Annotated in this window: 25 protein-coding genes; 17 read left to right on the top strand and 8 right to left on the bottom strand. The window is 36.1% G+C overall.

Translation table 11 applies throughout. The features are described 5' to 3' along the window. Positions 1 to 40 precede the first annotated feature (40 nt). The 5 genes from C7D53_RS08595 to C7D53_RS08615 all read left to right on the top strand — a co-directional run bounded on the left by C7D53_RS08595 (position 41) and on the right by C7D53_RS08615 (position 5,669). Positions 41 to 1,234: a pyridoxal phosphate-dependent aminotransferase gene (locus C7D53_RS08595; RefSeq protein WP_106915970.1), complete on the top strand. Its 1,194-nt coding sequence runs from the start codon at positions 41 to 43 to the stop codon at positions 1,232 to 1,234. A gap of 35 nt (positions 1,235 to 1,269) precedes the next feature. After that, positions 1,270 to 4,209 (top strand): M16 family metallopeptidase, encoded by a 2,940-nt coding sequence (locus C7D53_RS08600; RefSeq protein WP_106915971.1) that lies wholly within the window; start codon positions 1,270 to 1,272, stop codon positions 4,207 to 4,209. Between the two features lie 146 nt (positions 4,210 to 4,355). Continuing rightward, a complete protein-coding gene (locus tag C7D53_RS08605; protein WP_106915972.1) occupies positions 4,356 to 4,988 on the top strand; it encodes a peroxiredoxin in 633 nt (210 codons plus the stop codon). A gap of 124 nt (positions 4,989 to 5,112) precedes the next feature. Then, positions 5,113 to 5,421, top strand: coding sequence for a thioredoxin family protein (locus tag C7D53_RS08610; RefSeq protein WP_106915973.1), 309 nt, complete (start codon positions 5,113 to 5,115; stop codon positions 5,419 to 5,421). Next, a complete protein-coding gene (locus C7D53_RS08615; RefSeq protein ID WP_002980002.1) occupies positions 5,421 to 5,669 on the top strand; it encodes a DUF6952 family protein in 249 nt (82 codons plus the stop codon). The genes C7D53_RS08610 and C7D53_RS08615 overlap by 1 nt, the downstream gene beginning before the upstream one ends. A gap of 538 nt (positions 5,670 to 6,207) precedes the next feature. Here C7D53_RS08615 and C7D53_RS08620 read toward each other — a convergent pair. Genes C7D53_RS08620 through C7D53_RS08630 form a run of 3 tightly spaced genes read right to left on the bottom strand, consistent with a single transcriptional unit; the run spans position 6,208 to position 8,461 of the window. Next, entirely contained in the window at positions 6,208 to 6,897 is a 690-nt protein-coding gene (locus C7D53_RS08620; RefSeq protein WP_106915974.1) for a Bax inhibitor-1/YccA family protein, read from the bottom strand. Positions 6,898 to 6,932: 35 nt separating this feature from the next. Next, positions 6,933 to 7,379, bottom strand: coding sequence for a peptidylprolyl isomerase (locus C7D53_RS08625; protein WP_106915975.1), 447 nt, complete (start codon positions 7,377 to 7,379; stop codon positions 6,933 to 6,935). A 47-nt stretch (positions 7,380 to 7,426) separates the two neighbouring features. Then, positions 7,427 to 8,461 (bottom strand): acyl-CoA reductase, encoded by a 1,035-nt coding sequence (locus C7D53_RS08630; RefSeq protein ID WP_106915976.1) that lies wholly within the window; start codon positions 8,459 to 8,461, stop codon positions 7,427 to 7,429. Between the two features lie 59 nt (positions 8,462 to 8,520). Between C7D53_RS08630 and C7D53_RS08635 the strand changes: the two genes are divergently transcribed. The 8 genes from C7D53_RS08635 to C7D53_RS08670 all read left to right on the top strand — a co-directional run bounded on the left by C7D53_RS08635 (position 8,521) and on the right by C7D53_RS08670 (position 17,640). Continuing rightward, the gene (locus C7D53_RS08635; protein ID WP_106915977.1) at positions 8,521 to 8,871 is read left to right on the top strand and encodes a 4Fe-4S binding protein; all 351 of its coding nucleotides are present in this window, start codon (positions 8,521 to 8,523) and stop codon (positions 8,869 to 8,871) included. Positions 8,872 to 8,980: 109 nt separating this feature from the next. Then, positions 8,981 to 10,045 carry a 3-phosphoserine/phosphohydroxythreonine transaminase gene (gene serC / locus C7D53_RS08640; RefSeq protein WP_076355747.1) on the top strand — a complete coding sequence of 355 codons (1,065 nt, stop codon included), beginning with the start codon at positions 8,981 to 8,983 and terminating at the stop codon, positions 10,043 to 10,045. 115 nt (positions 10,046 to 10,160) lie between these two features. After that, positions 10,161 to 11,126: a D-2-hydroxyacid dehydrogenase gene (locus C7D53_RS08645; protein WP_106915978.1), complete on the top strand. Its 966-nt coding sequence runs from the start codon at positions 10,161 to 10,163 to the stop codon at positions 11,124 to 11,126. Positions 11,127 to 11,128: 2 nt separating this feature from the next. Further along, the gene (locus C7D53_RS08650; protein WP_106915979.1) at positions 11,129 to 12,373 is read left to right on the top strand and encodes a DUF1015 domain-containing protein; all 1,245 of its coding nucleotides are present in this window, start codon (positions 11,129 to 11,131) and stop codon (positions 12,371 to 12,373) included. Between the two features lie 55 nt (positions 12,374 to 12,428). Continuing rightward, positions 12,429 to 13,832: a M28 family peptidase gene (locus tag C7D53_RS08655; protein WP_106915980.1), complete on the top strand. Its 1,404-nt coding sequence runs from the start codon at positions 12,429 to 12,431 to the stop codon at positions 13,830 to 13,832. Position 13,833: 1 nt separating this feature from the next. Beyond that, positions 13,834 to 15,195: a M20/M25/M40 family metallo-hydrolase gene (locus C7D53_RS08660; protein ID WP_106915981.1), complete on the top strand. Its 1,362-nt coding sequence runs from the start codon at positions 13,834 to 13,836 to the stop codon at positions 15,193 to 15,195. A 3-nt stretch (positions 15,196 to 15,198) separates the two neighbouring features. Next, positions 15,199 to 16,557: a M28 family peptidase gene (locus C7D53_RS08665; RefSeq protein ID WP_106915982.1), complete on the top strand. Its 1,359-nt coding sequence runs from the start codon at positions 15,199 to 15,201 to the stop codon at positions 16,555 to 16,557. 837 nt (positions 16,558 to 17,394) lie between these two features. After that, positions 17,395 to 17,640, top strand: a complete 246-nt coding sequence (locus C7D53_RS08670) for a hypothetical protein (protein ID WP_162926132.1) — start codon at positions 17,395 to 17,397, stop codon at positions 17,638 to 17,640. Positions 17,641 to 17,708: 68 nt separating this feature from the next. Here C7D53_RS08670 and C7D53_RS08675 read toward each other — a convergent pair whose 3' ends face one another. The 4 genes from C7D53_RS08675 to C7D53_RS08690 form a co-directional block, all read right to left on the bottom strand. Further along, positions 17,709 to 17,930 carry a hypothetical protein gene (locus C7D53_RS08675; RefSeq protein WP_106915984.1) on the bottom strand — a complete coding sequence of 74 codons (222 nt, stop codon included), beginning with the start codon at positions 17,928 to 17,930 and terminating at the stop codon, positions 17,709 to 17,711. A gap of 141 nt (positions 17,931 to 18,071) precedes the next feature. Then, positions 18,072 to 19,109 carry a peptidylprolyl isomerase gene (locus C7D53_RS08680; protein ID WP_228422314.1) on the bottom strand — a complete coding sequence of 346 codons (1,038 nt, stop codon included), beginning with the start codon at positions 19,107 to 19,109 and terminating at the stop codon, positions 18,072 to 18,074. An 81-nt stretch (positions 19,110 to 19,190) separates the two neighbouring features. After that, positions 19,191 to 19,703, bottom strand: a complete 513-nt coding sequence (locus C7D53_RS08685; RefSeq protein ID WP_106915985.1) for an FKBP-type peptidyl-prolyl cis-trans isomerase — start codon at positions 19,701 to 19,703, stop codon at positions 19,191 to 19,193. 129 nt (positions 19,704 to 19,832) lie between these two features. Further along, positions 19,833 to 20,903 carry a branched-chain amino acid aminotransferase gene (locus C7D53_RS08690; RefSeq protein WP_106915986.1) on the bottom strand — a complete coding sequence of 357 codons (1,071 nt, stop codon included), beginning with the start codon at positions 20,901 to 20,903 and terminating at the stop codon, positions 19,833 to 19,835. 85 nt (positions 20,904 to 20,988) lie between these two features. Here C7D53_RS08690 and mnmD point away from each other — a divergent pair, with 85 nt between their 5' ends. Further along, positions 20,989 to 21,663 (top strand): tRNA (5-methylaminomethyl-2-thiouridine)(34)-methyltransferase MnmD, encoded by a 675-nt coding sequence (gene mnmD, locus C7D53_RS08695; protein WP_106915987.1) that lies wholly within the window; start codon positions 20,989 to 20,991, stop codon positions 21,661 to 21,663. A gap of 115 nt (positions 21,664 to 21,778) precedes the next feature. Further along, positions 21,779 to 22,195 (top strand): NUDIX domain-containing protein, encoded by a 417-nt coding sequence (locus C7D53_RS08700; RefSeq protein WP_106915988.1) that lies wholly within the window; start codon positions 21,779 to 21,781, stop codon positions 22,193 to 22,195. A gap of 23 nt (positions 22,196 to 22,218) precedes the next feature. Here the strand turns inward: C7D53_RS08700 and C7D53_RS08705 are convergent, their stop codons facing one another. Next, on the bottom strand, positions 22,219 to 22,923 hold the full coding sequence (locus tag C7D53_RS08705) for a DUF4294 domain-containing protein (protein WP_106915989.1): 705 nt from the start codon (positions 22,921 to 22,923) through the stop codon (positions 22,219 to 22,221). Between the two features lie 51 nt (positions 22,924 to 22,974). Between C7D53_RS08705 and chrP the strand changes: the two genes are divergently transcribed. After that, positions 22,975 to 24,048 carry a chryseobasin maturation metalloprotease ChrP gene (chrP, locus tag C7D53_RS08710; RefSeq protein WP_106915990.1) on the top strand — a complete coding sequence of 358 codons (1,074 nt, stop codon included), beginning with the start codon at positions 22,975 to 22,977 and terminating at the stop codon, positions 24,046 to 24,048. Between the two features lie 112 nt (positions 24,049 to 24,160). After that, complete coding sequence (gene rpe, locus C7D53_RS08715) at positions 24,161 to 24,811, top strand: ribulose-phosphate 3-epimerase (protein ID WP_106915991.1); 651 nt, start codon at positions 24,161 to 24,163, stop codon at positions 24,809 to 24,811. Positions 24,812 to 24,965: the final 154 nt, after the last annotated feature.

Below are 24,965 nucleotides of genomic sequence, written 5' to 3' on the forward strand. Positions count from 1 at the left end.
CCTGTTTTTATTCTATATTTGTTAAAATTCAAAAAAATACATGGAAAAACTTTCAGATAGAGTAAAAAGACTAGGTTACTCACAGACTTTTGTAATGTCTAATAAAGCCAGAGAAATGAAAGCGAATGGAATAGATGTCATCAGCTTAACTCTTGGTGAGCCGGATTTTGATGTTCCGGATAATATCAAACAGGCAGCCTTTGATGCCATCAACCAAAACTATAGCCACTACTCTCCTGTTCCGGGATTTCTTGAATTGCGTGAGGCTATTGCCTACAAATTAAAAAGAGACAACAACTTAGAATATAAACCTACGCAAATCTGCGTTTCCAATGGTGCTAAACAGGCTATTTTAAATGTTCTGGCCGCCATTATTAATGATGGAGATGAAGTATTACTTCCTGCTCCATATTGGGTAAGCTATGATGAAATGGTAAAAATGATGGATGGAGCTTCTGTAATGCTTCCAACATCTTACGTTACTGATTTCAAAGTTACGGCAGAACAGATTGAATTGGCGATCACTGATAAAACCAAGGCTATTCTTTTCAGTTCACCATGTAACCCTTCCGGAGGATATTACACTTATGATGAATTAAAATCCATCGCTAAGGTGATTGCTAAGTACCCTCATGTTACGATCATTTCAGATGAGATCTATGAATTCATCAATTATGAAACAAAAACCACTTCCATTGCCCAGTTCCCTGAAGTATACGAACAGACTGCGGTAATCAATGGGATGTCAAAGGCCTTTGCTATGACCGGATGGAGAATTGGATATTCTGCCTGCCCGGAATGGTTGGCAAAAGCTTGCGAAAAAGTACAGGGACAAATGACAAGTGGTGCTAATACTATGGCTCAAAGAGCTTCTATCACAGCTTTAAAAACAGACCCATCTGAATACAAATACATGATTGATGCTTTTAAAAAGAGAAGAGATCTTGTGTATGAACTAATTAAAGAAATTCCTGGCTTCAAGGTAGTGCTTCCAAAAGCAGCTTTCTACTTCTTCCCGGACATCTCCTATTATATTGGAAAAACTTTAAATGGAACAGAAATTAAAAACTCGGACGACTTTGCCATGTTCCTTTTAGAAAACGCTCGTGTTGGGTGTGTAGGAGGATTTTCATTCGGAAGTCCGGAGTGTATCAGATTCTCTTATGCTGCTTCTGAAGAAGATTTAAGAGAAGCCATGAAACGAATTAAAGATTTGTTAGACCAATTCAATTAAGAATTTTAAAATAAATAAAACACATTTCAACGACAATGAATCTGTTAAAAAAACTAACAATCGTTTCAAGCATTGCCGCCGCAAGTTTTGCAGGTCATGCTTTTGGACAGGATTTCCAGTGGAAAGAAGCTACTTCTAATGGATATAAGTACAGGTATGTTACGAACGACCCTACTTCTGCACGATATTATACCTTAAAAAATGGTTTAACTGTTATTCTGAGCCCGACCAATAAGGAGCCAAGGATTCAGACCTATATTGCAACAAAGGCGGGAAGCAAAACAGACCCTGCAGATCATACGGGTCTTGCCCACTATCTGGAGCACATGCTCTTCAAGGGAACCAATCAGTTTGGATCTAAGGACTGGGCAAAGGAAAAACCTCTTTTAGACCAGATTGATGCTCTTTACGAGAAATACAATCAAACAAAAGATGAAGCTAAAAGAAAGGAAATCTACAAAGAAATTGACAGGGTTTCCGGAGAGGCTGCCAAATATGCCATCGCCAATGAATATGACAAAATGATGGCTGGTATGGGAGCTGACGGAACCAATGCTTTCACTTCTTTTGAGCAAACAGTATATACCGAGGATGTTCCTTCCAACGTTATCGATAAGTTTCTGGCTGTACAGGGAGAAAGATTCAGAGAGCCTGTTCTTAGACTTTTCCATACGGAGCTTGAAGCTGTATATGAAGAAAAAAACAGATCTCTTGATGATGACGGAGATAAGGTTTTTGATATGATGTTTGCGAACCTTTTCCCTAATAACAATTATGGAAAGCAAACTACCATCGGAACCATTGAGCACTTGAAAAATCCTTCTCTGCATGCAATCAGAGAATATTACAATAATTACTATGTTCCCAACAACATGGGGATCATTATGTCCGGAGATTTCAATCCTGATGAAGTAATTACCAAGATTGACAAGGCCTTCTCTTATATGAAATCCAAACCTGTTCCTGAGTACAAAATAGGACAGGAAAAAGCCATATCATCTCCGGTAATCAAGGAAGTGGTAGGGCCTGATGCAGAAAGCGTAATGCTTGGCTTCAGATTCCCGGGAGCGTCAACAAAGGATGCAAGATTATTAAATTTTGTAGGAAGTATGCTTACCAACGGCCAGGCAGGATTAATTGACCTTGATCTGGTAAAAAAACAAAAGCTATTGGGCGCATTTGCTTTTCCTTATGCCCTAAAAGATTACTCAGTTTTATTATTACAGGGAAAACCTACTGAAGGACAGTCCTTGGATGAAGTAAAAAATCTCCTTATTCAGGAAATTGACAAATTAAGAAAGGGGGAATTCTCTGATGATTTGATTCAATCTATCGTAAACAACGAAAAGAAGAACATCATTCAGAAAGATGAGAAATATTCTTCAAGAGCAAGTATCTTGATGGATGAATTTACCTCAGAAGTTGATCACAAGGCAAATCTGGAATATCTTGAGGAGATTTCTAAGCTGACTAAAAAAGATATCATGGACTTCGCATCCAAATATCTTCAAAATAATAATTATGTAGCAGTTTACAAGAAAAAAGGTGAAGACAAGAGCATTGTAAAGGTAGATAAACCTACCATCACCCCTGTTTCTGTAAACAGAGAAGATCAGTCTCCTTTCCTTAAGAAAATTGACGAAATGCCGGAAAAAGCTATTGCTCCGGTATGGCTGAATTATGACAAAGATATCACCAAGAATAAACTGGGTGATGTGGATGTACTTTCTGTAAAAAATACTGACAATGCTTTATTCAGAATGTATTATCATTTTGATTCCGGAAAATGGAACAATAAAATGCTTCCACTAGCTGCAGAATATCTTCAGTACCTTGGAACGAATGATAAATCTTCAGAAAGCATTAGTAGAGAGTTCTATAAATTGGCATCAAGCTTTAATGTAAGTGCCGGAAATGAAGAAACCTCCGTCTCTATAGAAGGATTAAATGAAAACTTCGATAAATCTGTCGCATTATTTGAGGATTTGATCCGAAACTGCAAGGCAGACCAAGCTGCACTGGATGCTTACAAGGCAAGATTGAAGAAAGCCAGAGCCAACGCCAAGCAAAACAAGGGAACAATCATGGCCGGATTAAGAAGCTATGCACAATATGGCGCACAAAACCCATTCAATAACGTATTGAGTGATGCTGAGCTTAATGCATTAAAGGCTGAAGACCTTATTAATATCCTTCATGACCTGTTCAACTTCAAACATAAGGTATTGTACTACGGGCCAAAATCAGGAACTGAAACTGTAGCTTCCCTGAAGCCTATTCATAAACTTCCTGCAAGCCTTAAAGAGCTTCCTAAGACCAAGACCTTTGTTCAGATCCCAACGGATAAAAACAAGGTATTATTCGCTCATTATGACATGGTACAGGCCGAAGTATTCTGGGTAAGAAATTCAGATCAGTACAATCCTACTCTTACCCCTACCGTAAGCTTGTTCAACAACTACTTCGGAGGAGGAATGGGATCTATTGTATTCCAAACCATCAGAGAATCTAAGGCTCTAGCCTACTCCACTTATTCTTATTTTGCGATTCCAAGCAAGAAATCGGATAAAGATATGGTAATGGCTTATGTAGGAACTCAGGCAGATAAATTCAATGAGTCCACTACAGCAATGAATGAACTTCTTACAACACTTCCAAAGTCTGAGCAACTGTTTGAAACAGCAAAAAGCGGATTGAAAAAATCTATAGCTTCTGAAAGAATTTCTCAGGATGGCATCATCTTCTCTTATCTAAAAGCCCAAAGGCTTGGAAATAACTTTGATATGAGAAAGAACGTCTATGAACAGGCACCAAAATTGTCTTTCGCAGACATCAACACGTTCCATGACAAGGAAATGAAAAACAAGAACTATACTTACTGTCTTGTTGCCGCACAAGATAAAGTAAATGAAGCCGATATGCAGAAATTAGGCGAGGTAAAAAAACTCAATCTAACAGAAGTATTTGGTTACTAAAATCAACAAAAGGTCCTGATTTCAGGGCCTTTTTATTTAAAATGTGTCAAAAACAATTATAGATTTTATTTATCGATATTCGTTTGTTCGATAGATAAAACTTTTCTATATTTGCATCAGAAATTTAAATATAAAAACAGAAAATTATGTCTTTAGTAGGAAAAAAATTCCCGAATTTAACAATCGACGCAATGTCTGAAATGGGTGATGATTTAAAAATCAACATCCTTGAAGAAGCAACAAAAAACCAACAGAAAGTACTTTTATTCTGGTACCCTAAAGATTTCACTTTTGTATGCCCTACAGAGCTTCACGCTTTCCAGGAGGCTTTAGGTGAATTCGAAAAAAGAAACACTAAAGTAATCGGTGCATCTTGTGATACTAATGAAGTACACTTCGCATGGTTAAACACTCCAAAAGATAACGGAGGTATTGAAGGAGTAACTTACCCACTTTTAGCTGATACTCACAGACAATTAGCAAATACATTAGGAATCGTAGATCAGGATTTCGAATATAACGAAGATGGAGAGGAAGTTTTCACAGGTTCCAACGTAACTTACAGAGCAACTTACCTTATCGACGAAACTGGAAAAATTTTCCACGAAGCGGTAAACGATATGCCTTTAGGAAGAAACGTAAAAGAATTCTTAAGATTAATTGACGCTTACACTCACGTTCAAAAGCACGGTGAAGTATGTCCTGCAAACTGGGAAGAAGGTAAAGACGCTATGAAAGCGGACAGAACTTCTACAGCAGAATACTTAGCAAAAAATTAATATCTTAATTTTAATATAACAATGTAACAATCTAACAGTATAACAATTTTAAAAGTCTTTTTGAATTGTTAGATTGGTAAATTTTTAGATTGTTACATTGTTTATTTTCCAAAAAAATAAACCTATGTACACAGAATTAACCGAAGATACATTACAGAACATTGTAAATGACAACGAAAAAGTAGTTGTTCAATATGGCGCAACATGGTGCGGAAACTGCAGAATCATGAAGCCAAAATTCAAAAAATTAGCATCTGAGAATGACACTATTCCTTTCTTATATGTAGATGCTGAAAAACTTCCTGAAAGCAGAAAATTAGCAAAAGTAGACAACCTGCCTACATTCGCTATCTTTAAAAATGGTGAATTGGTAAACCAGGTTCAATCTAACCAGGCTGAAAGTTTAATTAACCTTTTTAACGAATTATCATAATGAAATTACCAGTAATCAGACAATTCTATCAGAATCAGACCCCTGAGAACCTTGAGAAAACGTTGGAAGTTCTGGAAAGCTTCTGCGAATTCAGAGGGACAAGTGAAGAAGATCTAAATGTTGCAGGAGAACTTATTACAAACATTTGTGGAGCTTTAGAGGTTCACGCTAATGTACAAAACGGAATGAGTGAAAAAGATGCCTTAAACTCTTTTGCACAAAAGGTTTTAGGCTCTATCGACAAATAACATTTTGCGATTATTTTAATCAAAAGATGGTAAAAACACAAAATTAAATATCCGAGGTTTTCCTCATTACTATACTTTTTTCTATTCTTTAAGAATTTTTTATTTCAACTATAAAATATACTTCAAAGGACTTTTACCGGTCACATGAGGCAGGAAGTTGCATGAAAAATTGTAAAGAATAACCAACTAAAATCCCGGTGAGAATATCATCAGGATTTTTTGGGTTTACAATTTAAAACACTAAAACACAAATTTCTTGTGAAAATTTCATAAATACCTATTGAGATATTTAAAATTCATTCATTAAAAAATACACGTAATAATCCGTCCCATCTATGACATCTGTGGCAAAAATAGAGTTAAAACCTCTATATGTTTCAGCTAAAGCATTGGATAATATTCATTTAAAGCAAACAGATAAAGTCCACTCCTATTGATTGTGTTATTCGTGAAACCACTAAAGTCATTTGGGTTTAAAAAGAAATCCCGATGAAAAATCACCGGGACTATATTTTAAGATAAAATAATTGATCAATAATTAGTTTCTTCTGCTCATCAAAATACTTAGAATATACCAGAACAAAAGCATAATGGAAGCAAAAAGCTGTAATGCAGCTCCTACATACTGATTCGTTCCATAAGAATCCTTTAGCTTACTTGTTTGATATAAAATAGTTGCCGAAGCCAGTATTACCATTCCTACAGAGAACCACAATCCCAAGTTGAAACCAAAAGCCATTCCGCCAACGATTAATCCAATCGAAATAAATCCTCCGATTACGATAATATTCCTTAGAAAAGAGAAATCTCTCTTGGAAGTAAATGCAACCGCAGAAATACCTGCAAACATTGCCACAGTTAAAGTAGCAGCCTGAAAAATTACATTTGCTCCACCCGCCATATTAGTGGCAATAAAAAGCAGCGGCATAAAAATGATAGCCTCTAATAGAATGTAAAATCCTAATCCTAAATACTGCGTTGACTTACTTTGTGAAAGCGACCATTTGGAAGCCAAAATAGAAGCCAGCCAAAATACGCCAATGATTAGCAACCAGATATATCTCTGCCCGAACATCATTGCAATAATTTCTTCAGGCACGGTTTTTAATAAAATAGTCTCAACCCCAATAAATGCAAGTATTGACAAAGCAACATGCAAATAGGTCTTCTTGTAAAAACTCGCTTTCTCCACATCTGAAGAATGAGCGACTAAAACATCTGTCATCATAGTTAATATTTTTTTTAATTTAATCGAAAATAAATTCATTTATCATTCCCAATTGGCATCACTCCCAGAATTTTGCCATTATCTTCAAATATTGCACTCAACACCTCTTTTGAAGAAGTATCTCCTTCATATTTGTATTTGATATTAGGGTGATTCAATCCATCCATTGTGGAATAATAACCCACCTTTAAAACTTCAAGCTTTTTATTGGGATCAACCCCATCCTTAACTTTCTTAAGGACATCATCCGTAACAATCTCCTTTACCTTATCGGAAATCAATTCATCAACAGTCTTTTGATCCGAAGACTGCAAAGCGTTGAGGAATTTAAATAAATTACTGTTATATAGATTAATTTTATCCTTGCTTATGGCTGCAGGTACTTCTTTTTTCTGGTTTTTGTCAACCTTTAGCCCTACAACTTTTTGTGCAAACATTAGCTGTCCACCCACTATTGCAAGTCCTAAAAATAATTTTCTCATACTGTTATTTTGTTATTTCGTGATATAGGTCATGGAAGATACGAAAATCAGACCACTTCCAAAAACTTCATAGTATCCACGTTATCCGCATAGGTATCAAGGCTTGGATTTTGGGCTTCTCCAAAAGAAATTGAATTCAATCCCAACTCATCTTTTGCCACAATACACTGGATATTTTCTTCATTTTCAGCAATAAAGTCTTTCACTTCATCCAAAGACTCATATCTGCTGAAATTAATGACAGAAAGCGGGCTAAAGAGCTTATCATCCTCTTTCAGCATCACAAAGTTATTGTCCCAGAATTGATCCTGATTCAAAAGGTACACCGCTCTGTTGTACTCATAATTGTTCACGTACTTATTATGATTGATAATATCCTGGAAACCAAGAAAATTTTCAAATAACCTGTCGATAACAAAATCCTTTGGAATAAATATTCTCGTCACATTTCTGCATCCTAGTCCAAAGTATCGGAAAATATCAGTAGCAAGAAGCTGTAGTTCTTCAATTGTTTCATCTCCTTTTAAAACAGCTATGGAAGTTCTGTTTTTACGGATGATACTTAAATGGTCTTTGAAATAATATTCAAGGTATCTTGCAGTATTATTGCTTCCTGTAGCAATCACAGCATCAAAGTTCTCTAACCTCTCCACCAATTCAAACTGAATGACATCATTAGAAAATTCTTTCCATTTTTTCAATAAAAACGGAACCATAGTCTTATCCTTTGAAGACAATTTGATAAGCGGAATATGATTGCTTAAAATAACAGAAATCACATCATGGAATCCAACCAAAGGAATGTTTCCGGCCAAAATAAGTCCAACTTTCTTTGAAACTTTAGAGATTGAATAATTTTGAAGCCAGTTTTTTATATTTTCTTCAGTCAGTAAATCAGTCCATTGCCGTAAAGCAAATTTCTGATTATCAATTGTAAACCATGGATTTTCTATTTCAGACTTTTTTAACAATAATTCAATATTAAAATCATCTTCATTGTAATCTTCCGTTTTCTTCGCTAAAAACGCCTTTATATAATCACTTAATTTAATAAGTCCTAAAACTTGATTTTCGGTATTCATAATTACTTTAAAATTGGGGAATATTTTGTAATTTTGTGCAAATTTAAAAAAAATTAGCGATGGCTATTAAAATAACTGATGAATGCATTAATTGTGGGGCTTGTGAACCGGAATGTCCAAATAATGCAATATATGAAGGAGCCGTAGACTGGAAAGCTTCGGAAGGTACTGCACTTCAAGGCACTATAACAATGCCATCAGGACTTACTGTAGATGCTGATGCATCACAAGAGCCTGTAAGTGATGATGTATATTTTATTGTAACAGACAAGTGTACGGAATGTAAAGGGTTCCATGAAGAACCACAGTGTGCGGCTGTATGCCCTGTAGACTGCTGTGTTCCTGATGAGGACCATGTGGAATCTGAAGAGGCTCTGCTTAACAAAAAAGCATTCTTACACGGCGAATAAAAAAATTCCGTCTCATAATGTGTGAGGCGGCTTTTTTTAATCCAAAATCCAAAAAAATCAAAAAATAAGGAAGGAAAACCAATTCCGGACGCAACCAAAAAGTAAAAATATGAACAAAAAGCATAACTTCAGCGCAGGACCATGTATCTTACCACAAGAAGTATTCGAAAAGTCAGCACAGGCAATCTTAGACTTTAACGGTATAGGATTATCACTTCTTGAAATTTCTCACAGAAGCAAGGATTTCGTTGCTGTAATGGACGAAGCACGTGCTATTGTAAAAAGATTGATGAATCTTGGTGATGACTATGAGGTTCTTTATTTAGGAAGTGGAGCCAGTATGCAGTTTGCAATGGTACCCTACAACCTAATGAAAGTTGGTGGAAAAGCAGCTTACCTGGACACGGGAACATGGGCAGCCGGAGCCATTAAGGAAGCAAAGAAACTAGGAACAGTAGATGTAGTAGGTTCATCAAAAGAAGAAAACTATTCTTTTATTCCTAAAGATTATACGGTTGGTTCAGAATACGATTATTTCCACTGCACCTCCAACAATACAATCTACGGAACTCAGATGAAGTCTTTTCCTGAAGTAGATACCCTGATGGTATGTGACATGAGTTCGGATATTTTCTCAAGACAGCTTGATTTTTCAAAATTTGATTTAATTTATGCAGGGGCCCAGAAAAACATGGGACCAGCAGGAGTTACCTTAGTCGTGATCAAAAAAGAGATTTTGGGCAAGACAGGAAGAGAAAACATGCTTTCTATGCTGGATTATTCTCAGCACATATCTAAAGAGTCCATGTATAATACTCCACCGGTATTCCCAATCTATGCTTCTTTACTAACCCTTCAGTATCTTGAAAAAAATGGGGGCATTGCTGCTGCAGAACAAAGAAACGAAGCAAAAGCCAAGCTTCTTTATGGTGAGATTGACAGCAACCCGTTATTTGAAACATTCTGTGTAGAAGAAGACCGTTCATTCATGAATGTTTCCTTCAAAATTACAGATGAAAGCAAAAAAGAAGAGTTCGACAATGCTTGGAAGGCAGCAGGTATTAGCGGACTAAACGGACACCGAAGTCTGGGAGGTTACAGAGCCAGCTTATACAACGCTTTACCAATTGAAAGCGTACAGGTATTGGTGGATGTAATGAAGTCGATAAAATAACTTATATTAGGCGACCCAAAAAATAAAAAGATTAATGGATTGCAGATCTCATATTTTGGACCTTTAAAGTCTGACTTTTAACATCTAAAATCTAGCATCTATAATAAAATAACACATGAAAGTTTTAGCAAACGATGGAATCTCAAAATCAGGAGAACGCGCTTTAAAAGAAGCCGGAATTGAAATTCTGGACAATAGAGTGGCTCAAGATCACGTTATTAATTTTATCAACGATAATAATGTGGATGTTCTTCTCGTAAGAAGTGCAACGAAAGTGAGACAAGACCTGATTGATGCATGCCCAAACCTTAAAATTATAGGAAGAGGGGGCATCGGGATGGATAATATTGATGTTGAGTATGCAAAAAGCAAGGGTATAAAAATAATCAATACCCCTACTGCATCTTCAAAATCCGTAGCAGAATTGGTATTCGGACATTTTCTCTCATTGGCAAGATTTCTTCACGAATCAAACAGACTAATGCCTTTGGAGGGAGAAACCCACTTCAATGCCATGAAGAAGTCATTCAGTAATGCCTATGAACTTTCAGGAAAAACATTAGGAGTAATAGGCTTTGGAAGCATTGGGCAGGAAGTCATCAAAATAGGAATTTCCCTGGGAATGAAAATCAAGGTCCTTACAAGAAGTCCAAAAACAGAAGTTCTTACTTTGAATTTCTTTGATGGACAGTCTGTAAATTTTGAAATCACTTCCTCCAATGATATGGAGACATTTCTAAAAGAAGCAGACTTCATCAGCATCAATACTCCTAAGACGAATGAATACATTATAGATACCCCTCAATTTGAAAAAATGAAAGATGGCGTCTATATTGTAAATACTGCAAGAGGCGGTGTGATAAATGAAGTAACACTGATAGATTTCATAGATTCTGGTAAAGTAGCCGGAGCAGCATTGGATGTTTTTGAAAACGAACCCAGCCCGGAACTTCCTTTATTAATGAACCCAGCATTATCACTTTCTCCCCATGTAGGAGGAAATACGGTAGATGCGCAAGAGAAAATCGGTATCGAACTTGCAGAACAAATTATTAAGCTACAAAAAGAAACTATAAGATAAATATGCCTGTTTTTAAACCTTTCCGTGGAATAAGACCTCACAGAGACTTTGAGGATACTTTCCCTACTCATCCACTGGATAATTTTACCCAGGAAGAAATCGCTGAGAAAGCTCAGGTTGAAAACACTTACATCAATATGATTAAGCCATATGTTGTAAGTAAATCTAAGGATATAGACCGGAACCTGAGGAAGATCCGATCTACCTTTGAAGAATTGCTGGACGAAAAGAAATTGGTCCAGGATAATTCTGCGTACTATCTTTATGAGCAGATATATCCTAATAAGCAAATTTTCAGAGGACTCTTGGGACTGGCAAGTATTGAAGATTTCTGGAATGGAAAAATCAAAAGACATGAAAGTACAATTCCCCAGAAAAAGGAGAAACTGGCTCATTATCTTGAAAAAGTAAATCTGCAGGCAGAACCTGTACTTCTTACCTACCCTGCCAACTCAAAAATTGAGTTGCTGATGAACCACGAGGAAAAAAATGTTCCTATCTTCAATCATGTAGACACCATTGGGATCAGACATAAAATCTGGAGAATAGATAACCGTCTGAAGCTACAGCAGTTTAAAGAAGTAATTGATCAGATTGATTCATTTTATATTGCTGACGGACACCATAGAATTGGCTCTACAGCAATCAATGCAAAACGCCACAAGGATAAGAACAAAAGACATAACGGTACAGAACTTTACAACTTTGTATACAGTTTTATCGTTTCCAACCAATCCATTAAGATCCACGATTATAACAGAATCTTACATGATCTGAACGGACTTTCAAAAGAAGACTTTCTAAAACAGCTTGAAGAATACTTCTTGATTCACGAAAAAGGAGAAGCCTCTTATTTCCCGTCTCAGAAATTTCACATTTCAATGTATTTGGATGGTAAGTTCTATTCTCTTCATGTAAAGCATGATCTCCGTTCAAAAGAAATGTCATTGGATAACCTGGATCACCATTTATTAGACAAATACATATTCAAGGGTATTTTAAAAATAGAAGATCCTGATAGTTCTGAATTAATTTCCTACGTGAAGGGTACCTCTAACCTTAGCGGAATTAATCTTTTAAAAGAAAAGGTAGACAACAATGAAGGTAAGGTAGGTTTCGGTATTTATCCTGTAAGTTTTAATGATATGATTAAAATTTCAGACTTAAAATTAAGCATGCCTCCAAAATGTACATTTATTGAACCAAAATTGATTACAGCTCTGTTAATGTACGACATGAAACCTTAATAAATTCCTATTTTTTCCCTACTTTTAACATCGGAAAAAGAAAGGTAAATAAAAAATGAAAAAAATATTCATCATACTTCCACTCTTTTTGAGTGGATTTTTATTTTCTCAAAAAAAGCCACATAAAAATCCGGCAAAAAAAAGCACCACAGTCAAGTTCAATTATCATGATGAGTTTAAAAAAATCTCTGACGAAATCTTAACCAATGGTGCAGCCTACGAAAACCTTGCAGAACTTACAAAAGGAATAGGACCACGCTTTAGTGCGACTCCGGGATACACAAAAGCAACCGAATGGGCAGAAAGAAAGTTCAAGGAAATTGGTATCAATATGATCTGGAGACAAGAAGCCAAAGCTCCAGTCTGGATCAGAGGAAAAGAATCTCTACAAATAAAAACAGGAAGCGGAGATTGGAAAAATATCAGAATGCTCTCCTTCGGAAACTCTGAAGGAACAGGAGGAAAAGACCTGACGGGGGAAATTATTTTAATCAACTCCACTTCAGAACTTAACGCCATGTCAATTGGTCAGCTAAAAGACAAAATAGTTTTCGTGAATGTTCCTATGGACCCCACCATTGTAAATACAAGCGATTCTTATTTACTCACCGCAAAATCAAAACTAATTTCGGCTTCTGTAATTGCTAAAACAGGAGCAAAAGCACTAATTATAAGATCATTAACAACTGCTAATGATGACACTCCTCATGCTAAAATGATTTATTATGAACCAGATGATAAAGTAAAAATTCCAGCTTTATCAATAGGGGTAAAATCAGCAGATGAGTTGGAGAAAACATTAAAAAAACAAAAGGTTACCGCTAAAATCAACATGACTGCCGAATCAAAAGGCAGCACTACAAATCCAAATATTATTGCTGAAATTCAGGGTAAAAAAGATTCTAAAGTAATTGTTTTAGGTGCTCAGCTTGATTCTTGGGATATTGGTGAAGGAGCCATTGATGATGGAACAGGAGTTGCACAGTGCATTGAAGTTTTAAGAACCTTAAAAGCACTTGGATATGAAAATAATCACACCATCCGTGTAGTTCTGTACGCCAACAGTGAAAATGGAGGCCAAGGTCGTGAAATGTATGCCGCATATGTAAAAAAGAAAGAAGAAAAACACGTATTCGCTCTAGGAACAGATGCAGGAGGCTATTCGCCAAGAGGATTCTCATTAGATATGCCTCCACAAAGACGAAAGCAAATTTTTGAATGGAAAAACTATTTCCTCCCTTACGGAATTTATGACTTTGATCAAACCTATGCCATACAGGATATTTCCCCTTTGAAGAAACTGGATATTCCATTGGCAGAACTCGTTGTAGACACACAGCGTTACTTTGATTATCATCACTCTGCAGAGGATACTTTTGACAAGGTAAATAAAAGAGAACTTCTCTTGGGTGCCGCAGCCATGACGCAGTTGATTTTTATGATCGATAAAAACTGGTAACATGAAAAAAATTGTAAACCTATCATTAATCACTTTAGGAGTAACCTTTTTATCAGGACAAACTAAAGAAGACTCCATACAGTTCAATAAAATCTCCACAGAAATCCTAAACAATGGAAAAGGATACAATGAATTGCACGAACTCACCAAAACCATTGGCCATCGTTTAAGCGGTTCAGAAGCCTATGAAAAATCCGTAAAATGGGCTGAACAGAAGCTTCGTGATGCAGGTGCAGATAAGGTATGGCTTCAGGAAGTCATGATCCCTGTCTGGGAAAGAGGAAAAGAATCCCTTAACATCAAAACCACCAATGGCAGCTGGAAAAACCTTAAAATGCTATCCTTAGGAAATTCAGAAGGAACAGGCGGAAGGGATGTTTCAGGAGAGATCATTATGGTCAAATCTTTGGAAGAATATGATTTGCTGCCTGCAGAAAAAGTAAAAGGGAAAATTGTCTTCTTTAACTATCCTTTTAATCAAGGACATGTACAAACATTTATCGCCTATCGGGAGGCTGGAGCCTATAGAAGAACTGCCGCCTCTTTAACAGCTAAAAAAGGAGGGAAATTTGCCATTATCCGATCACTGTCTTCTGCCTTTGACGACGTTCCTCATACCGGAAATATGAAGTATGAAGACAACATTTTAAAAGTTCCTGCGGTAACAATCGGAAATACAACAGCAGATGAACTTGAAGCCTTATTAAAAAAACAAAAAATTACGGCAAAACTCAATTCTAACTGCGGAATGAAAGGCGAGAAACTCTCCCACTCCGTTATCGGCGAAATTACTGGTAAAAAAGACCAAGATGTAATTGTGGTGGGCGGGCACCTTGATTCGTGGGATGTGGGTGAAGGAGCACATGATGACGGCGCAGGAATTGTTCAAAGCATTGAAGTGGTAAGAACATTCAAAAAACTAGGAATACAAAACAACCATACCATCAGAGTGGTCTGCTTTGCCAATGAAGAAAACGGGACCAAGGGTGGAAAGCAATATGGAAAAACCGCTAAAGAAAAGAATGAAAAACATCTTTTTGCCATAGAATCGGATGCCGGAGGTTTTTCTCCCCGAGGAATTTCACTGGAAATGGATGACACCAAAAGAAACCAGATCAAAAGCTGGGTAAATCTATTTTTACCTTATGGTGTTTATAATTTTGAAGGAAAATATTCAGGTTCAGATATTGCTCCGCTTCACGAAATGGGAGTTCCCACGGCAGAGCTCGTTCCGGATCCCCAACGTTATTTTGATATTCACCACACCGCTGAAGATACTTTTGAAAAAGTAAACCGCCGGGAACTACTCCTTGGAGCAACGGTTATGACCCAACTTATTTATATGATTGATAAAAATTGGTAAACAATGAAAAAGATACTAGGAACCTCATTATTACTTTTTGGAATGGCTGTTTTTGGCCAATCTAAAGAAGATTCTCTACAGTTCAGTAAAATATCTCTGGAAGTTTTAAACAACGGAAAAGGATACAATGATCTACGAGAACTCACAAAAAATATCGGCCACCGTTTAAGCGGTTCCGAAGCCTATGAAAAGTCCATAAAATGGGCCGAACAGAAGCTTCGTGATGCAGGTGCAGACAAGGTATGGCTTCAGGAAGTCATGATTCCTGTCTGGGAAAGAGGAAAAGAATCTCTTCACATCAAAACCTCCAATGGCAACTGGAAAAACCTTAAAATGTTATCCTTAGGAAATTCTGAAGGAACAGGCGGAAAGGATGTTTCAGAAGAAATTATCATGGTAAAATCTATGGACGAATACAACCAGCTCCCAGCCGAAAAAGTAAAGGATAAAATTGTATTCTTTAATTACGCCTTCAAACAATCATTCATTGAAACCTTTAAAGGCTATAGTGATGCTTCAAAATATAGATCAACAGCCGCCTCTTTAACAGCTAAGAAAGGTGGGAAATTTGCCATTGTACGATCACTTTCCTCTGCATTTGATGATGTTCCGCACACAGGAGCCATGCGCTATGACGAAAGTGTTTCCAAAATACCCGCTGTAGCCATTGGAAGCACTACCGCAGACGAACTTGAAGCCCTGCTAAAAAATCAAAAAATCACGGCAAAGCTGAATTCCAACTGCGGAATGAAAGGAGAAAAGCTCTCCCACTCCGTTATTGGTGAGATCACAGGTAAAAAAGATCAAAGCGTAATCGTAGTAGGTGGACACCTTGATTCTTGGGATGTAGGTGAAGGAGCACATGATGACGGCGCAGGAATTGTTCAAAGCATTGAAGTGGTAAGAACATTCAAAAAACTAGGAATACAAAACAATCATACCATCAGAGTTGTTTGCTTTGCCAATGAGGAAAATGGCGTAAAAGGAGGTATCCAATATGGAAAAACAGTAAAAGAAAGCAATGAAAAGCATCTTTTTGCCATAGAATCTGATGCCGGAGGTTTTGCCCCAAGAGGAATTGCTCTTGATATGGATGATTCCAAAAGAAAACAAATCCAGGGCTGGTCAAAATTATTCCTGCCGTACGGAGTCTATAATTTTGAAGAAAGATTTTCAGGAACAGACCTTTATCCCCTACATGATATGGGAATTCCTGCAGCAGAATTAATGCCGGATTCTCAACGTTATTTTGATATTCATCATACAGAAGAAGATACTTTTGAAAAGGTAAACAGAAGAGAACTTCTATTAGGAGCCATAACAATGACACAGATAATTTATATGATTGATAAAAACTGGTAAAAAGTACCGGTTAGCACATTAAAGAGTCCATATAAATCTTATTAGATAAGGTTTTATGGGCTTTTTTTATTTTTGATTTACCAATTAAATTGACATAAAACTTCAATGACGAATACCGCAGGTATTTTCAAAAAAACTAGTAAAATTCAATAGACATAGGCTTTAGTCTGTCTACTTTATAAATCTACCCCATTTACACTATACATCGTTTAGATTGCATTTACATTTTAAGTAATTTTTCATTTCCAAAATCTGGAAGAAGATGTATTTTTCTTTTACCCAATCCCTCTCATTTATTTTTGGTTTTCATTCCTAATAAATTTATTTTTTCTTCGTTTAAGAAAATATCATACATGATAAACTCACAAACAACACATTACAGCAAAATAACTCAAACTGTTAATAGTAGAGTTATCACTTTGGCATGAAATTGGTATGTAATGTTTAGAGAAAAAATTATAAAAAAACACTAAGGATGAGAAAAAAGGTTTTCTGTGGATTTTCAGTTTTCCACTGATTCAAAGTTCATATTGATGTATATGAATCCTTTTTTTTCTACGATGCCGTAAAAGATACGGGAATGTGATAGATTAACCCTCAGTTAATTTTTCACAGCAGTATTATGCCCCGTATCTGGCTGGTATCATTTAACCCCATGAATCATATATTGATTCAAAAAACTATAAATCCCGGACTTTAAGCCCGGTATAACGATATAAATAAACGGCAAAGTCATCGTGGACCTTAGCCCAGTAAAAGAATATGCCATTCTTTTTACCGTGATGATTGCGTTGCTTTATTCTAATTAATTAATGTATAACCCTTAAAATGTTAGTAATGATGAGAGCCTTTTTTGAAATGATTTTTAAGAAAAATGAAGACGCAGCGAAAATGCATATCTGGAGCCTATTATTGGTGTTGAGTTTTGCTGCCTTTTCTGTATTGGTATACACCTTAAAACCAAGCTTTAACAGCTTAATTATATATTTGACAGCATTTGCTGCTTATATCGGCTTTGGCCTTGTATTCATCAGTTCCCTAGCCGGAACTGGAATGAGGAAAAGATCAAGCAGAAACATATAACTTTTTAATCTTTCTTTTACTGAAAACCGCCCTTTTGGGGCGGTTTTTTTAATAAAATCTTTCAATATTTATTCCTTAAAGATATCCTTCATCATCTTATCCAGGAATTTTGTAGTTTCTTCTTCAATAATTTTTTCAGATTTTGCTACTAGCTCTTCGTGAAAAGGCTGACAACAGGCTTTAATTCCAAATCCATCATCTGTTTTTACAAACTCTGGATGCAAGCCGTGCTCTTTACAAGTTTCTGATTCAATCTCCTTTTTTATTAAATCATAATTTAGATCAAACATGTTCTTTTATTTTGTTTCATTGGTGATTGATAAAGATAGAAATATTTTTCATTTACAGAAATCCGGATTTCTACGGTACTTTTATCAAAACAAAAAAGCCGCTCTTTTCAGAACGGCTTTCATATCTTAAAAAAGATTCAATTATTTTACTTTTACAAGCTCAACATCGAAAACTAACCAAGAGTTTGGTGGAATAACTCCTCCTGCTCCTCTTTCTCCGTAACCCATTGCTGGCGGAATCAATAAAGTAGCAGTTTCACCCTCTTTTAACAATAGGATACCTTCATCCCATCCCTTGATTACTCTTCCCATTCCGATTGGAATTTCGATCGGCTCGTTTCTCTTGAATGAAGAATCGAACTCAGTACCGTCTACTAACTTTCCAGCGTAGTGTACAGATACGTTATCGCCAGATTTTGGAGCTTTACCATCAGCCGTTTTAGTGATTTTATAGTAAAGACCTGATTCAGTTTTTTGCATTCCAGCTTTTAGGTTTTCAACTAATTTTTCCTGGTTTGCTTTGAACTCTTCTTCTTTTTTCTTTTTTTCAGCCTCTTCTTTAGCGATGAAAGCTTTGTTATTTTCTGCAATCTTAGCTTTTCCTTCGTTGAAAGTCTTAGCTGCATCGTAGTTTTTGTACTCATCACCTTTTCCGAAAACAGAAACTTTCTCTAGAACGATATCTGTTTTAGGCTTATCCTGAGCTCCTTTTTCAACATTGGCAATAGCATCAATTACATCATTACCTTTTACCACTTTTCCGAAGATCGTGTGTCTTCCATCTAACCAAGGTGTAGCTACTTCAGTGATGAAGAACTGAGAACCATTGGTGTTTGGTCCGGAGTTCGCCATAGAAAGAATTCCTTTTCCAGTGTGTTTAAGGTCATTTCTTTCATCCTCGAATTTATATCCAGGATCTCCCATTCCTGTTCCCTGAGGATCACCTCCCTGAATCATGAAATCTTTGATCACTCTGTGGAAAATAGTTCCGTCATAGTAAGGAACTCCTTTAGCCTTAGCTTTGTTATCGATTTTCCCTTCTGCAAGACCGATAAAGTTGGCTACAGTTACTGGTGCTTTCTTGTCCTCAAACTTAACGATCAAGTTACCTTTTGTGGTTTGAAGATTAGCATAAAGTCCGTCATTAAGACCTTCGTAAGTTTCTTTGTCTACGTTCATTTTTTTATAAATTGGGGTACAACTCATCAGCGAAATACTTGCCGCCGCCAGAATTATATTTTTGTTAAACAATTTCATGTATTATAAAGCTTTTAATTTTATGATTAATGGGATATCGTTATCTATTTTCTTTTCGTCTCCAAAAGTTCCGTAAGCCAAAGTAGACGGCACCAAAAGCGTTACTTCCTCTCCATTATGTATAAAACGCAAAGCATTCTCCACCGCTTTCAGTTCATCAAAATGCCCGAATTTGGCATCTCTTCTTTCAAAAGGCTGATCATAGATCTTGGTCTGATCAAAATCGTATAATTCATAAGAATAAGAGATCAGGCTGTTATCTGCTCTTCTTTCTCTACGATCATAGCCATCCACCGTAACCCAATAGTTAAGCTGCGTAGGATAATACTTTACAGTTTGTCCGTTGATCCAATCCTGAATCTGGCCTCTCTCTATAACGTTCAGATTTTTCATCCTGTTCTTAGAAACATCCAGATCTTTTTGGCTTAAAACACCTCCTACCGGAGGATGAGCCGTCTGTGCATTTCTATTGCAACCCAACAGGCTTATGGCTGATATGAAGAGTAATTTTTTCATAAACTTATGCGAAAATACACATTTCATGAATTAATTACAAAACTTATCCCAGGATTTACCAGAACAATTTAATATAAATAAAAAAAGCCAGGAATTTCCTGGCTTTTATATTATTTTATTCAGTTAAGATTAAACTGTTTCTAAAGCGTGATCTACTACAACTCTCCATCCGAATGGATCTTCAGAAAGATTGTTCTGTAGGTCTACCAAATCTTTTTTAAGGGTAGCTGCATAGCTTTCTTCATCAGATAATCTTGGAAGAGCCAATTTTTCGCCTTGGTATCCTAAAGCCTGGAATTGAGTAGTAACTACTGCTGTACCTACTCCCCATACTTCTTTAAGGTTACCATTCTTTAAAGCTTCAATTACTGTTTTCACAGGAATTGGTTCTACTTTCACTTCAATTCCTCTTTTCTTAGCCAACTGAAGGAAGCTGTCTCTTGTAACTCCATCAAGAATTTTCTCAGAAGTTGGAGGTGTATAGATTGTATCGTTAATTCTTACAAACACATTCATTGTACCACTCTCTTCAAAATATTCGTGAGTAGCATCGTCAGTCCAGATAATTTGCTCGTATCCTTCTTCAATAGCCAATTGTGTTGGGTAGAAAGAAGCTGCATAGTTTCCTGCCGCTTTAGCAGAACCTACTCCACCGTTTGCAGCTCTTGAATAGTGATCAGAAATTTTTACAGAAACCGGTTCTGAATAATAGCTTTTCGCTGGTGTTGCAACAATAGCAAACATATATTTCTCAGAAACTCTAGCTTTTAAAGCTTCTTCTGTAGCAAAAATCAAAGGTCTGATATATAATGACATTCCTTCTCCTTGAGGAATCCAGTCTCTATCAATATCTACTAGTGCTTTTAATCCGTCTAAAAACATTTCCTCAGTCACCTCAGGCATAGCAAGACGCTTCGCTGACTTGTTGATACGTTCAAAATTCTTTTCAGGCCTGAAAAGGAAAACCTGCCCATCTTTGTCTTTATAGGCTTTCATCCCTTCAAAACAAGCTTGTCCATAGTTTACCCCCATCATAGCAGGTGTAAATGGAATGGGACCGTAAGGAACTAATTTTACATCACCCCATTTTCCATTTTCGTACTCACATATAATCATATGATCTATGAATGTACCACCAAATGAAAAATTGTTCGGGTCAAATGTAGAAATTCTGGAGTTTTCAGTTTTTTGAATTATCATTTTTTAAAATTTTTACGATGTTCTACAAATTTAACATAATTTTCTAAATATAAAAATTTTAGAGTAAATTTGACAAAAAATTAGCTTGAAAAGAGAAATTAAGACCACAAACGACGGAAGTAAAACATTGTTTATCAATGATTTAAATGAAAACTACCATTCTCACCACGGAGCTCTCCAAGAAGCAGAACACGTGTTTATCAAAAATGGACTAAATCTAATAAATGATTGCGAAATTAATATTTTAGAACTAGGTTTTGGAACAGGTTTGAATGTTTTAGTGACAATTAATGAATATTTAAAAACTGACAAAAATCATGTCATCAACTATTTTTCTCTTGAAAAATACCCCATAAATGAATCGGAAGTTAAGGATTTGGCTTACTTTGAACTTTTTGATAACCCAGAGTTAAAAAATATTTATCAGAAAATTCATCTAGCAGATTGGGAAAAGCCAGTTGAAATCATTAGTGGATTCAACTTAAAAAAGATAGAATGTGACTTTTTTGATCTAAAGGACATTGATCTGCCTAAAATCAATCTTGTTTACTTTGATTGCTTTGGCGCCAGAGTACAACCTGATCTTTGGGAAAAACCTTTATTTGAAATGGTTTCTGACAAAATGGCCATTAACGGATTATTAACAACCTACTCTTCTAAAGGCAGCGTAAGAAGAATCCTACAGGAGCTTAATTTTAATGTAGAGAAGAAACAAGGCCCTCCTGGAAAAAGAGAGATGATTAATGCAGTGAAGATGTAAAATATAAAATGAATGCAATCCTTAATAGATTAGCATGTTATTTTATATTTTTTACCCCTATACGCCTCATAAAAATTCCTTACATTAGCTATACAAATTATTTTACATTATATATATGATAGACAAGATCAACATTAGAGTGTATGGCTGTGCAGTAAAAGATAAAAAAGTTTTAACCCTGTTTGAGGAATATGCCGGTGAACCTTTAGTGAAATTTCCTGGCGGTGGATTGGAATACGGAGAGGGAACATTAGACTGCTTGCACCGTGAATTTGATGAAGAACTTAATGTAAAGATCAATATTGCAGAACATTTTTACACACAGGAGGATTTCCTGGTTTCCCGCTTTAGAGAGAATGAACAACTGCTTACCATATATTATATAGTGAACATTGTGGATGAAAATGAATTTCTTATTATGGATCCGTGCATCGAAAAAACAGAATGGATGGAGATTGACAGACCAGACAATCCTTTTCCTCTACCTATAGACAAAATTGTATTTGATAAATTAAAAGAAAAATTCCTGTAAGATTACTTACAGGAATTTTATATTTATTTCTTTACTTTAAAGTCACTTGCCCCAGGATAAGGCTTCAGGTACCCTGAATTCCAATTGGACTGAAGTAATGATTCTACAAACTCATCAGTTCTGTTGACATGAGGATTATATCGTTCCTTAAGATCAATATCAGCCATTTTACCCTTTAGGTTCCACCAAAAAGCACTGAATCCCCCTCTAAGCTCCTTAATGATTTCATATACATTTTTACCGGTAGCTCTATTCATCAGCTTGGCAAAAACCTGTCCTTCAGTGGTTGTAAGATCCCTCAGTTGTTTTTCATACTGATCGGCAAGCATATTCTGCCTTTCTCTTACAAACTTTCTTTTAGCCTTACTATCCATATCATTCATATCCACCTGAATATCTCTGTACTGCTGCAAAGCAGTTACAAATAACGGGTATACTCTGTACAATTTCTTATTAAGGAAATAATAATAATTTTTATCTAACTGATTATTAAACCTCGGTTTATTAACCAAAACCAACTCATCCATTACGACTACAGGCTCCCCGTTCACTTCATAGATCTTCACCTTCTGCTGTTCGTCGTAATAATACTTATTCCCAAATTCATCTACCTTCAGAGACTCGGCTGGATATTGGTTAAGAGGTTTTGCTATCACAGAATCCTTTTGACCAAAAACACTGACTCCCAAAAAGAAAATAAAAAGGCAGATAATCTTACTAAAATTCATTATTTTTACACTTATAAGAACAAAAATTAAACGCAAAAATCATTCCTTTTTATGAAATTTGAAAAGAAATCTTTGAAATTTTTAGAGAAATATTTAAACACTTCATCACCAACCGGTTATGAACACAAAGGACAGGAGGTCTGGATGGACTATATCAGACCGTATGTAGATACAATTGAAGTGGATCATTATGGAACCTGCTATGGCATCATAAATCCTGAGGCTGAATTTAAGGTAGTGATTGAAGCTCATGCTGATGAAATTTCATGGTACGTTAATTACATAACTGATGAGGGACTCATCTACGTAATCAGAAATGGAGGTTCAGACCAGACCATTGCCCCTTCTAAAGTAGTTAACATTCATGGAGAAAAAGGAATTGTAAAAGGGGTATTCGGATGGCCAGCCATTCATACCAGAAGCAATCAGAATGAACCTACTCCCAAAATTGAAAATATCTTCATCGATTGTGGAGCTATTTCCAAAAAAGAGGTGGAAGAAATGGGAATCTTTGTTGGCTGCATGATTACTTATCCTGATGAATTCTTTGAAATGAACGACAGATACTTCGTCTGCAGAGCCCTGGACAACAGGATTGGAGGCTTTATGATTGCTGAAGTAGCACGTCTTTTAAAGGAAAATAAAAAATCTATTCCATTTGGACTTTACATCACCAATTCTGTACAGGAAGAAGTAGGTCTATACGGTGCAGACATGATTGCTGACACCATTAAACCTAATATTGCAATTGTAACAGATGTAACGCACGACACTACAACTCCAATGATTGAAAAGGAAAAAGAAGGGAACCAGAAATGCGGCGACGGACCAGTGGTATTCTTTGCACCAAGTGTTCATCACACCATCCGAGAATTGATTATTGACACCGCAAAAACCAAAAAGATCCCTTATCAAAGAGCAGCTGCAAGCAGAGCAACAGGAACAGACACCGATGCTTTTGCCCACTCCAATGGCGGGGTACCAAGTGCATTAATTTCCTTACCTTTGCGCTACATGCATACAACAGTGGAAATGGTGTCTAAAGAAGATGTAGGGAATGTCATCAAACTTATCTACGAAACCGTTCTGAAGATTAAACCTGAAATGAAACTGAAGTATCATTAATAGAATCAAGATGAAAGACACAAGATTCAAGAAACCAAAAATATAAAGAGAAATACCTTTTCAATATATCGGATCTTGATTCCTGACTCTAAATATCTAATATAAAGTAAAAATGAAAACGAAGCTTATTGCTCCATCCCTTTTATCCGCAGACTTTGGGAATCTGCAAAGAGACATTGAAATGCTAAACAACTCCCAGGCTGACTGGTTCCATATTGATGTAATGGACGGGAGATTTGTACCTAACATTTCATTTGGTTTTCCTGTAATGAAAACTGTTCAGCAACATGCTAAAAAATTCGTGGATGTACACTTAATGATTGTAGAACCTGAAAAATATGTTGATGAATTTATCAATCATGGGGCGGATCTGATTTCTGTACATTATGAAGCATGTACACATCTTCACAGAACCATTCACCACATTCAAAGCAAAGGAGTAAAAGCCGGAGTTGTTTTAAATCCATCTACTCCCGTTTTAATGCTTGAAGATATCATTGCTGATGTGGATTTGGTATTATTAATGAGTGTAAATCCAGGATTTGGAGGACAGAAATTCATTGAAAATACTTATAAAAAGATAGCTGAAACTAAGGATCTGATTTTAAGCAATAACTCTACTGCTCTTATTGAAGTAGATGGAGGAGTAAATCTTGACAATGCCTCAAAACTTTTTGAAGCCGGAGCAGATGTTCTAGTTGCCGGAAATGCAGTATTCTCTACAGAAAGCCCGGAAAGAACCATTGAGCTTTTGAAAATCTAAAAACAACCAGATTTAAATACACAAAAAGGCAGTTCTTACAGAGCTGCCTTTTCGCTGGAATTTGAGTCGTCGTGGTTATGAATTTTCTTTCAAGATTCTTTAAATGTCTATTTTTCTTCTTACTAACAACCCAAAGGTCTGAATAAAATATCAG

The organism is Chryseobacterium aurantiacum, from assembly GCF_003020585.1.
Taxonomy (GTDB): Bacteria; Bacteroidota; Bacteroidia; order Flavobacteriales; family Weeksellaceae; genus Chryseobacterium; species Chryseobacterium aurantiacum.

What these genes read in the sequence shown, in the direction of transcription:
- C7D53_RS08595 (WP_106915970.1), top strand. Translation starts at nt 41, where the DNA reads ATGGAAAAACTTTCAGATAGAGTAAAAAGACTAGGTTACTCACAGACT.
- C7D53_RS08600 (WP_106915971.1), top strand. Translation starts at nt 1,270, where the DNA reads ATGAATCTGTTAAAAAAACTAACAATCGTTTCAAGCATTGCCGCCGCA.
- C7D53_RS08605 (WP_106915972.1), top strand. Translation starts at nt 4,356, where the DNA reads ATGTCTTTAGTAGGAAAAAAATTCCCGAATTTAACAATCGACGCAATG.
- C7D53_RS08610 (WP_106915973.1), top strand. Translation starts at nt 5,113, where the DNA reads ATGTACACAGAATTAACCGAAGATACATTACAGAACATTGTAAATGAC.
- C7D53_RS08615 (WP_002980002.1), top strand. Translation starts at nt 5,421, where the DNA reads ATGAAATTACCAGTAATCAGACAATTCTATCAGAATCAGACCCCTGAG.
- C7D53_RS08620 (WP_106915974.1), bottom strand. Translation starts at nt 6,897, where the DNA reads ATGATGACAGATGTTTTAGTCGCTCATTCTTCAGATGTGGAGAAAGCG.
- C7D53_RS08625 (WP_106915975.1), bottom strand. Translation starts at nt 7,379, where the DNA reads ATGAGAAAATTATTTTTAGGACTTGCAATAGTGGGTGGACAGCTAATG.
- C7D53_RS08630 (WP_106915976.1), bottom strand. Translation starts at nt 8,461, where the DNA reads ATGAATACCGAAAATCAAGTTTTAGGACTTATTAAATTAAGTGATTAT.
- C7D53_RS08635 (WP_106915977.1), top strand. Translation starts at nt 8,521, where the DNA reads ATGGCTATTAAAATAACTGATGAATGCATTAATTGTGGGGCTTGTGAA.
- serC (WP_076355747.1), top strand. Translation starts at nt 8,981, where the DNA reads ATGAACAAAAAGCATAACTTCAGCGCAGGACCATGTATCTTACCACAA.
- C7D53_RS08645 (WP_106915978.1), top strand. Translation starts at nt 10,161, where the DNA reads ATGAAAGTTTTAGCAAACGATGGAATCTCAAAATCAGGAGAACGCGCT.
- C7D53_RS08650 (WP_106915979.1), top strand. Translation starts at nt 11,129, where the DNA reads ATGCCTGTTTTTAAACCTTTCCGTGGAATAAGACCTCACAGAGACTTT.
- C7D53_RS08655 (WP_106915980.1), top strand. Translation starts at nt 12,429, where the DNA reads ATGAAAAAAATATTCATCATACTTCCACTCTTTTTGAGTGGATTTTTA.
- C7D53_RS08660 (WP_106915981.1), top strand. Translation starts at nt 13,834, where the DNA reads ATGAAAAAAATTGTAAACCTATCATTAATCACTTTAGGAGTAACCTTT.
- C7D53_RS08665 (WP_106915982.1), top strand. Translation starts at nt 15,199, where the DNA reads ATGAAAAAGATACTAGGAACCTCATTATTACTTTTTGGAATGGCTGTT.
- C7D53_RS08670 (WP_162926132.1), top strand. Translation starts at nt 17,395, where the DNA reads ATGATGAGAGCCTTTTTTGAAATGATTTTTAAGAAAAATGAAGACGCA.
- C7D53_RS08675 (WP_106915984.1), bottom strand. Translation starts at nt 17,930, where the DNA reads ATGTTTGATCTAAATTATGATTTAATAAAAAAGGAGATTGAATCAGAA.
- C7D53_RS08680 (WP_228422314.1), bottom strand. Translation starts at nt 19,109, where the DNA reads ATGAACGTAGACAAAGAAACTTACGAAGGTCTTAATGACGGACTTTAT.
- C7D53_RS08685 (WP_106915985.1), bottom strand. Translation starts at nt 19,703, where the DNA reads ATGAAAAAATTACTCTTCATATCAGCCATAAGCCTGTTGGGTTGCAAT.
- C7D53_RS08690 (WP_106915986.1), bottom strand. Translation starts at nt 20,903, where the DNA reads ATGATAATTCAAAAAACTGAAAACTCCAGAATTTCTACATTTGACCCG.
- C7D53_RS08700 (WP_106915988.1), top strand. Translation starts at nt 21,779, where the DNA reads ATGATAGACAAGATCAACATTAGAGTGTATGGCTGTGCAGTAAAAGAT.
- C7D53_RS08705 (WP_106915989.1), bottom strand. Translation starts at nt 22,923, where the DNA reads ATGAATTTTAGTAAGATTATCTGCCTTTTTATTTTCTTTTTGGGAGTC.
- chrP (WP_106915990.1), top strand. Translation starts at nt 22,975, where the DNA reads ATGAAATTTGAAAAGAAATCTTTGAAATTTTTAGAGAAATATTTAAAC.
- rpe (WP_106915991.1), top strand. Translation starts at nt 24,161, where the DNA reads ATGAAAACGAAGCTTATTGCTCCATCCCTTTTATCCGCAGACTTTGGG.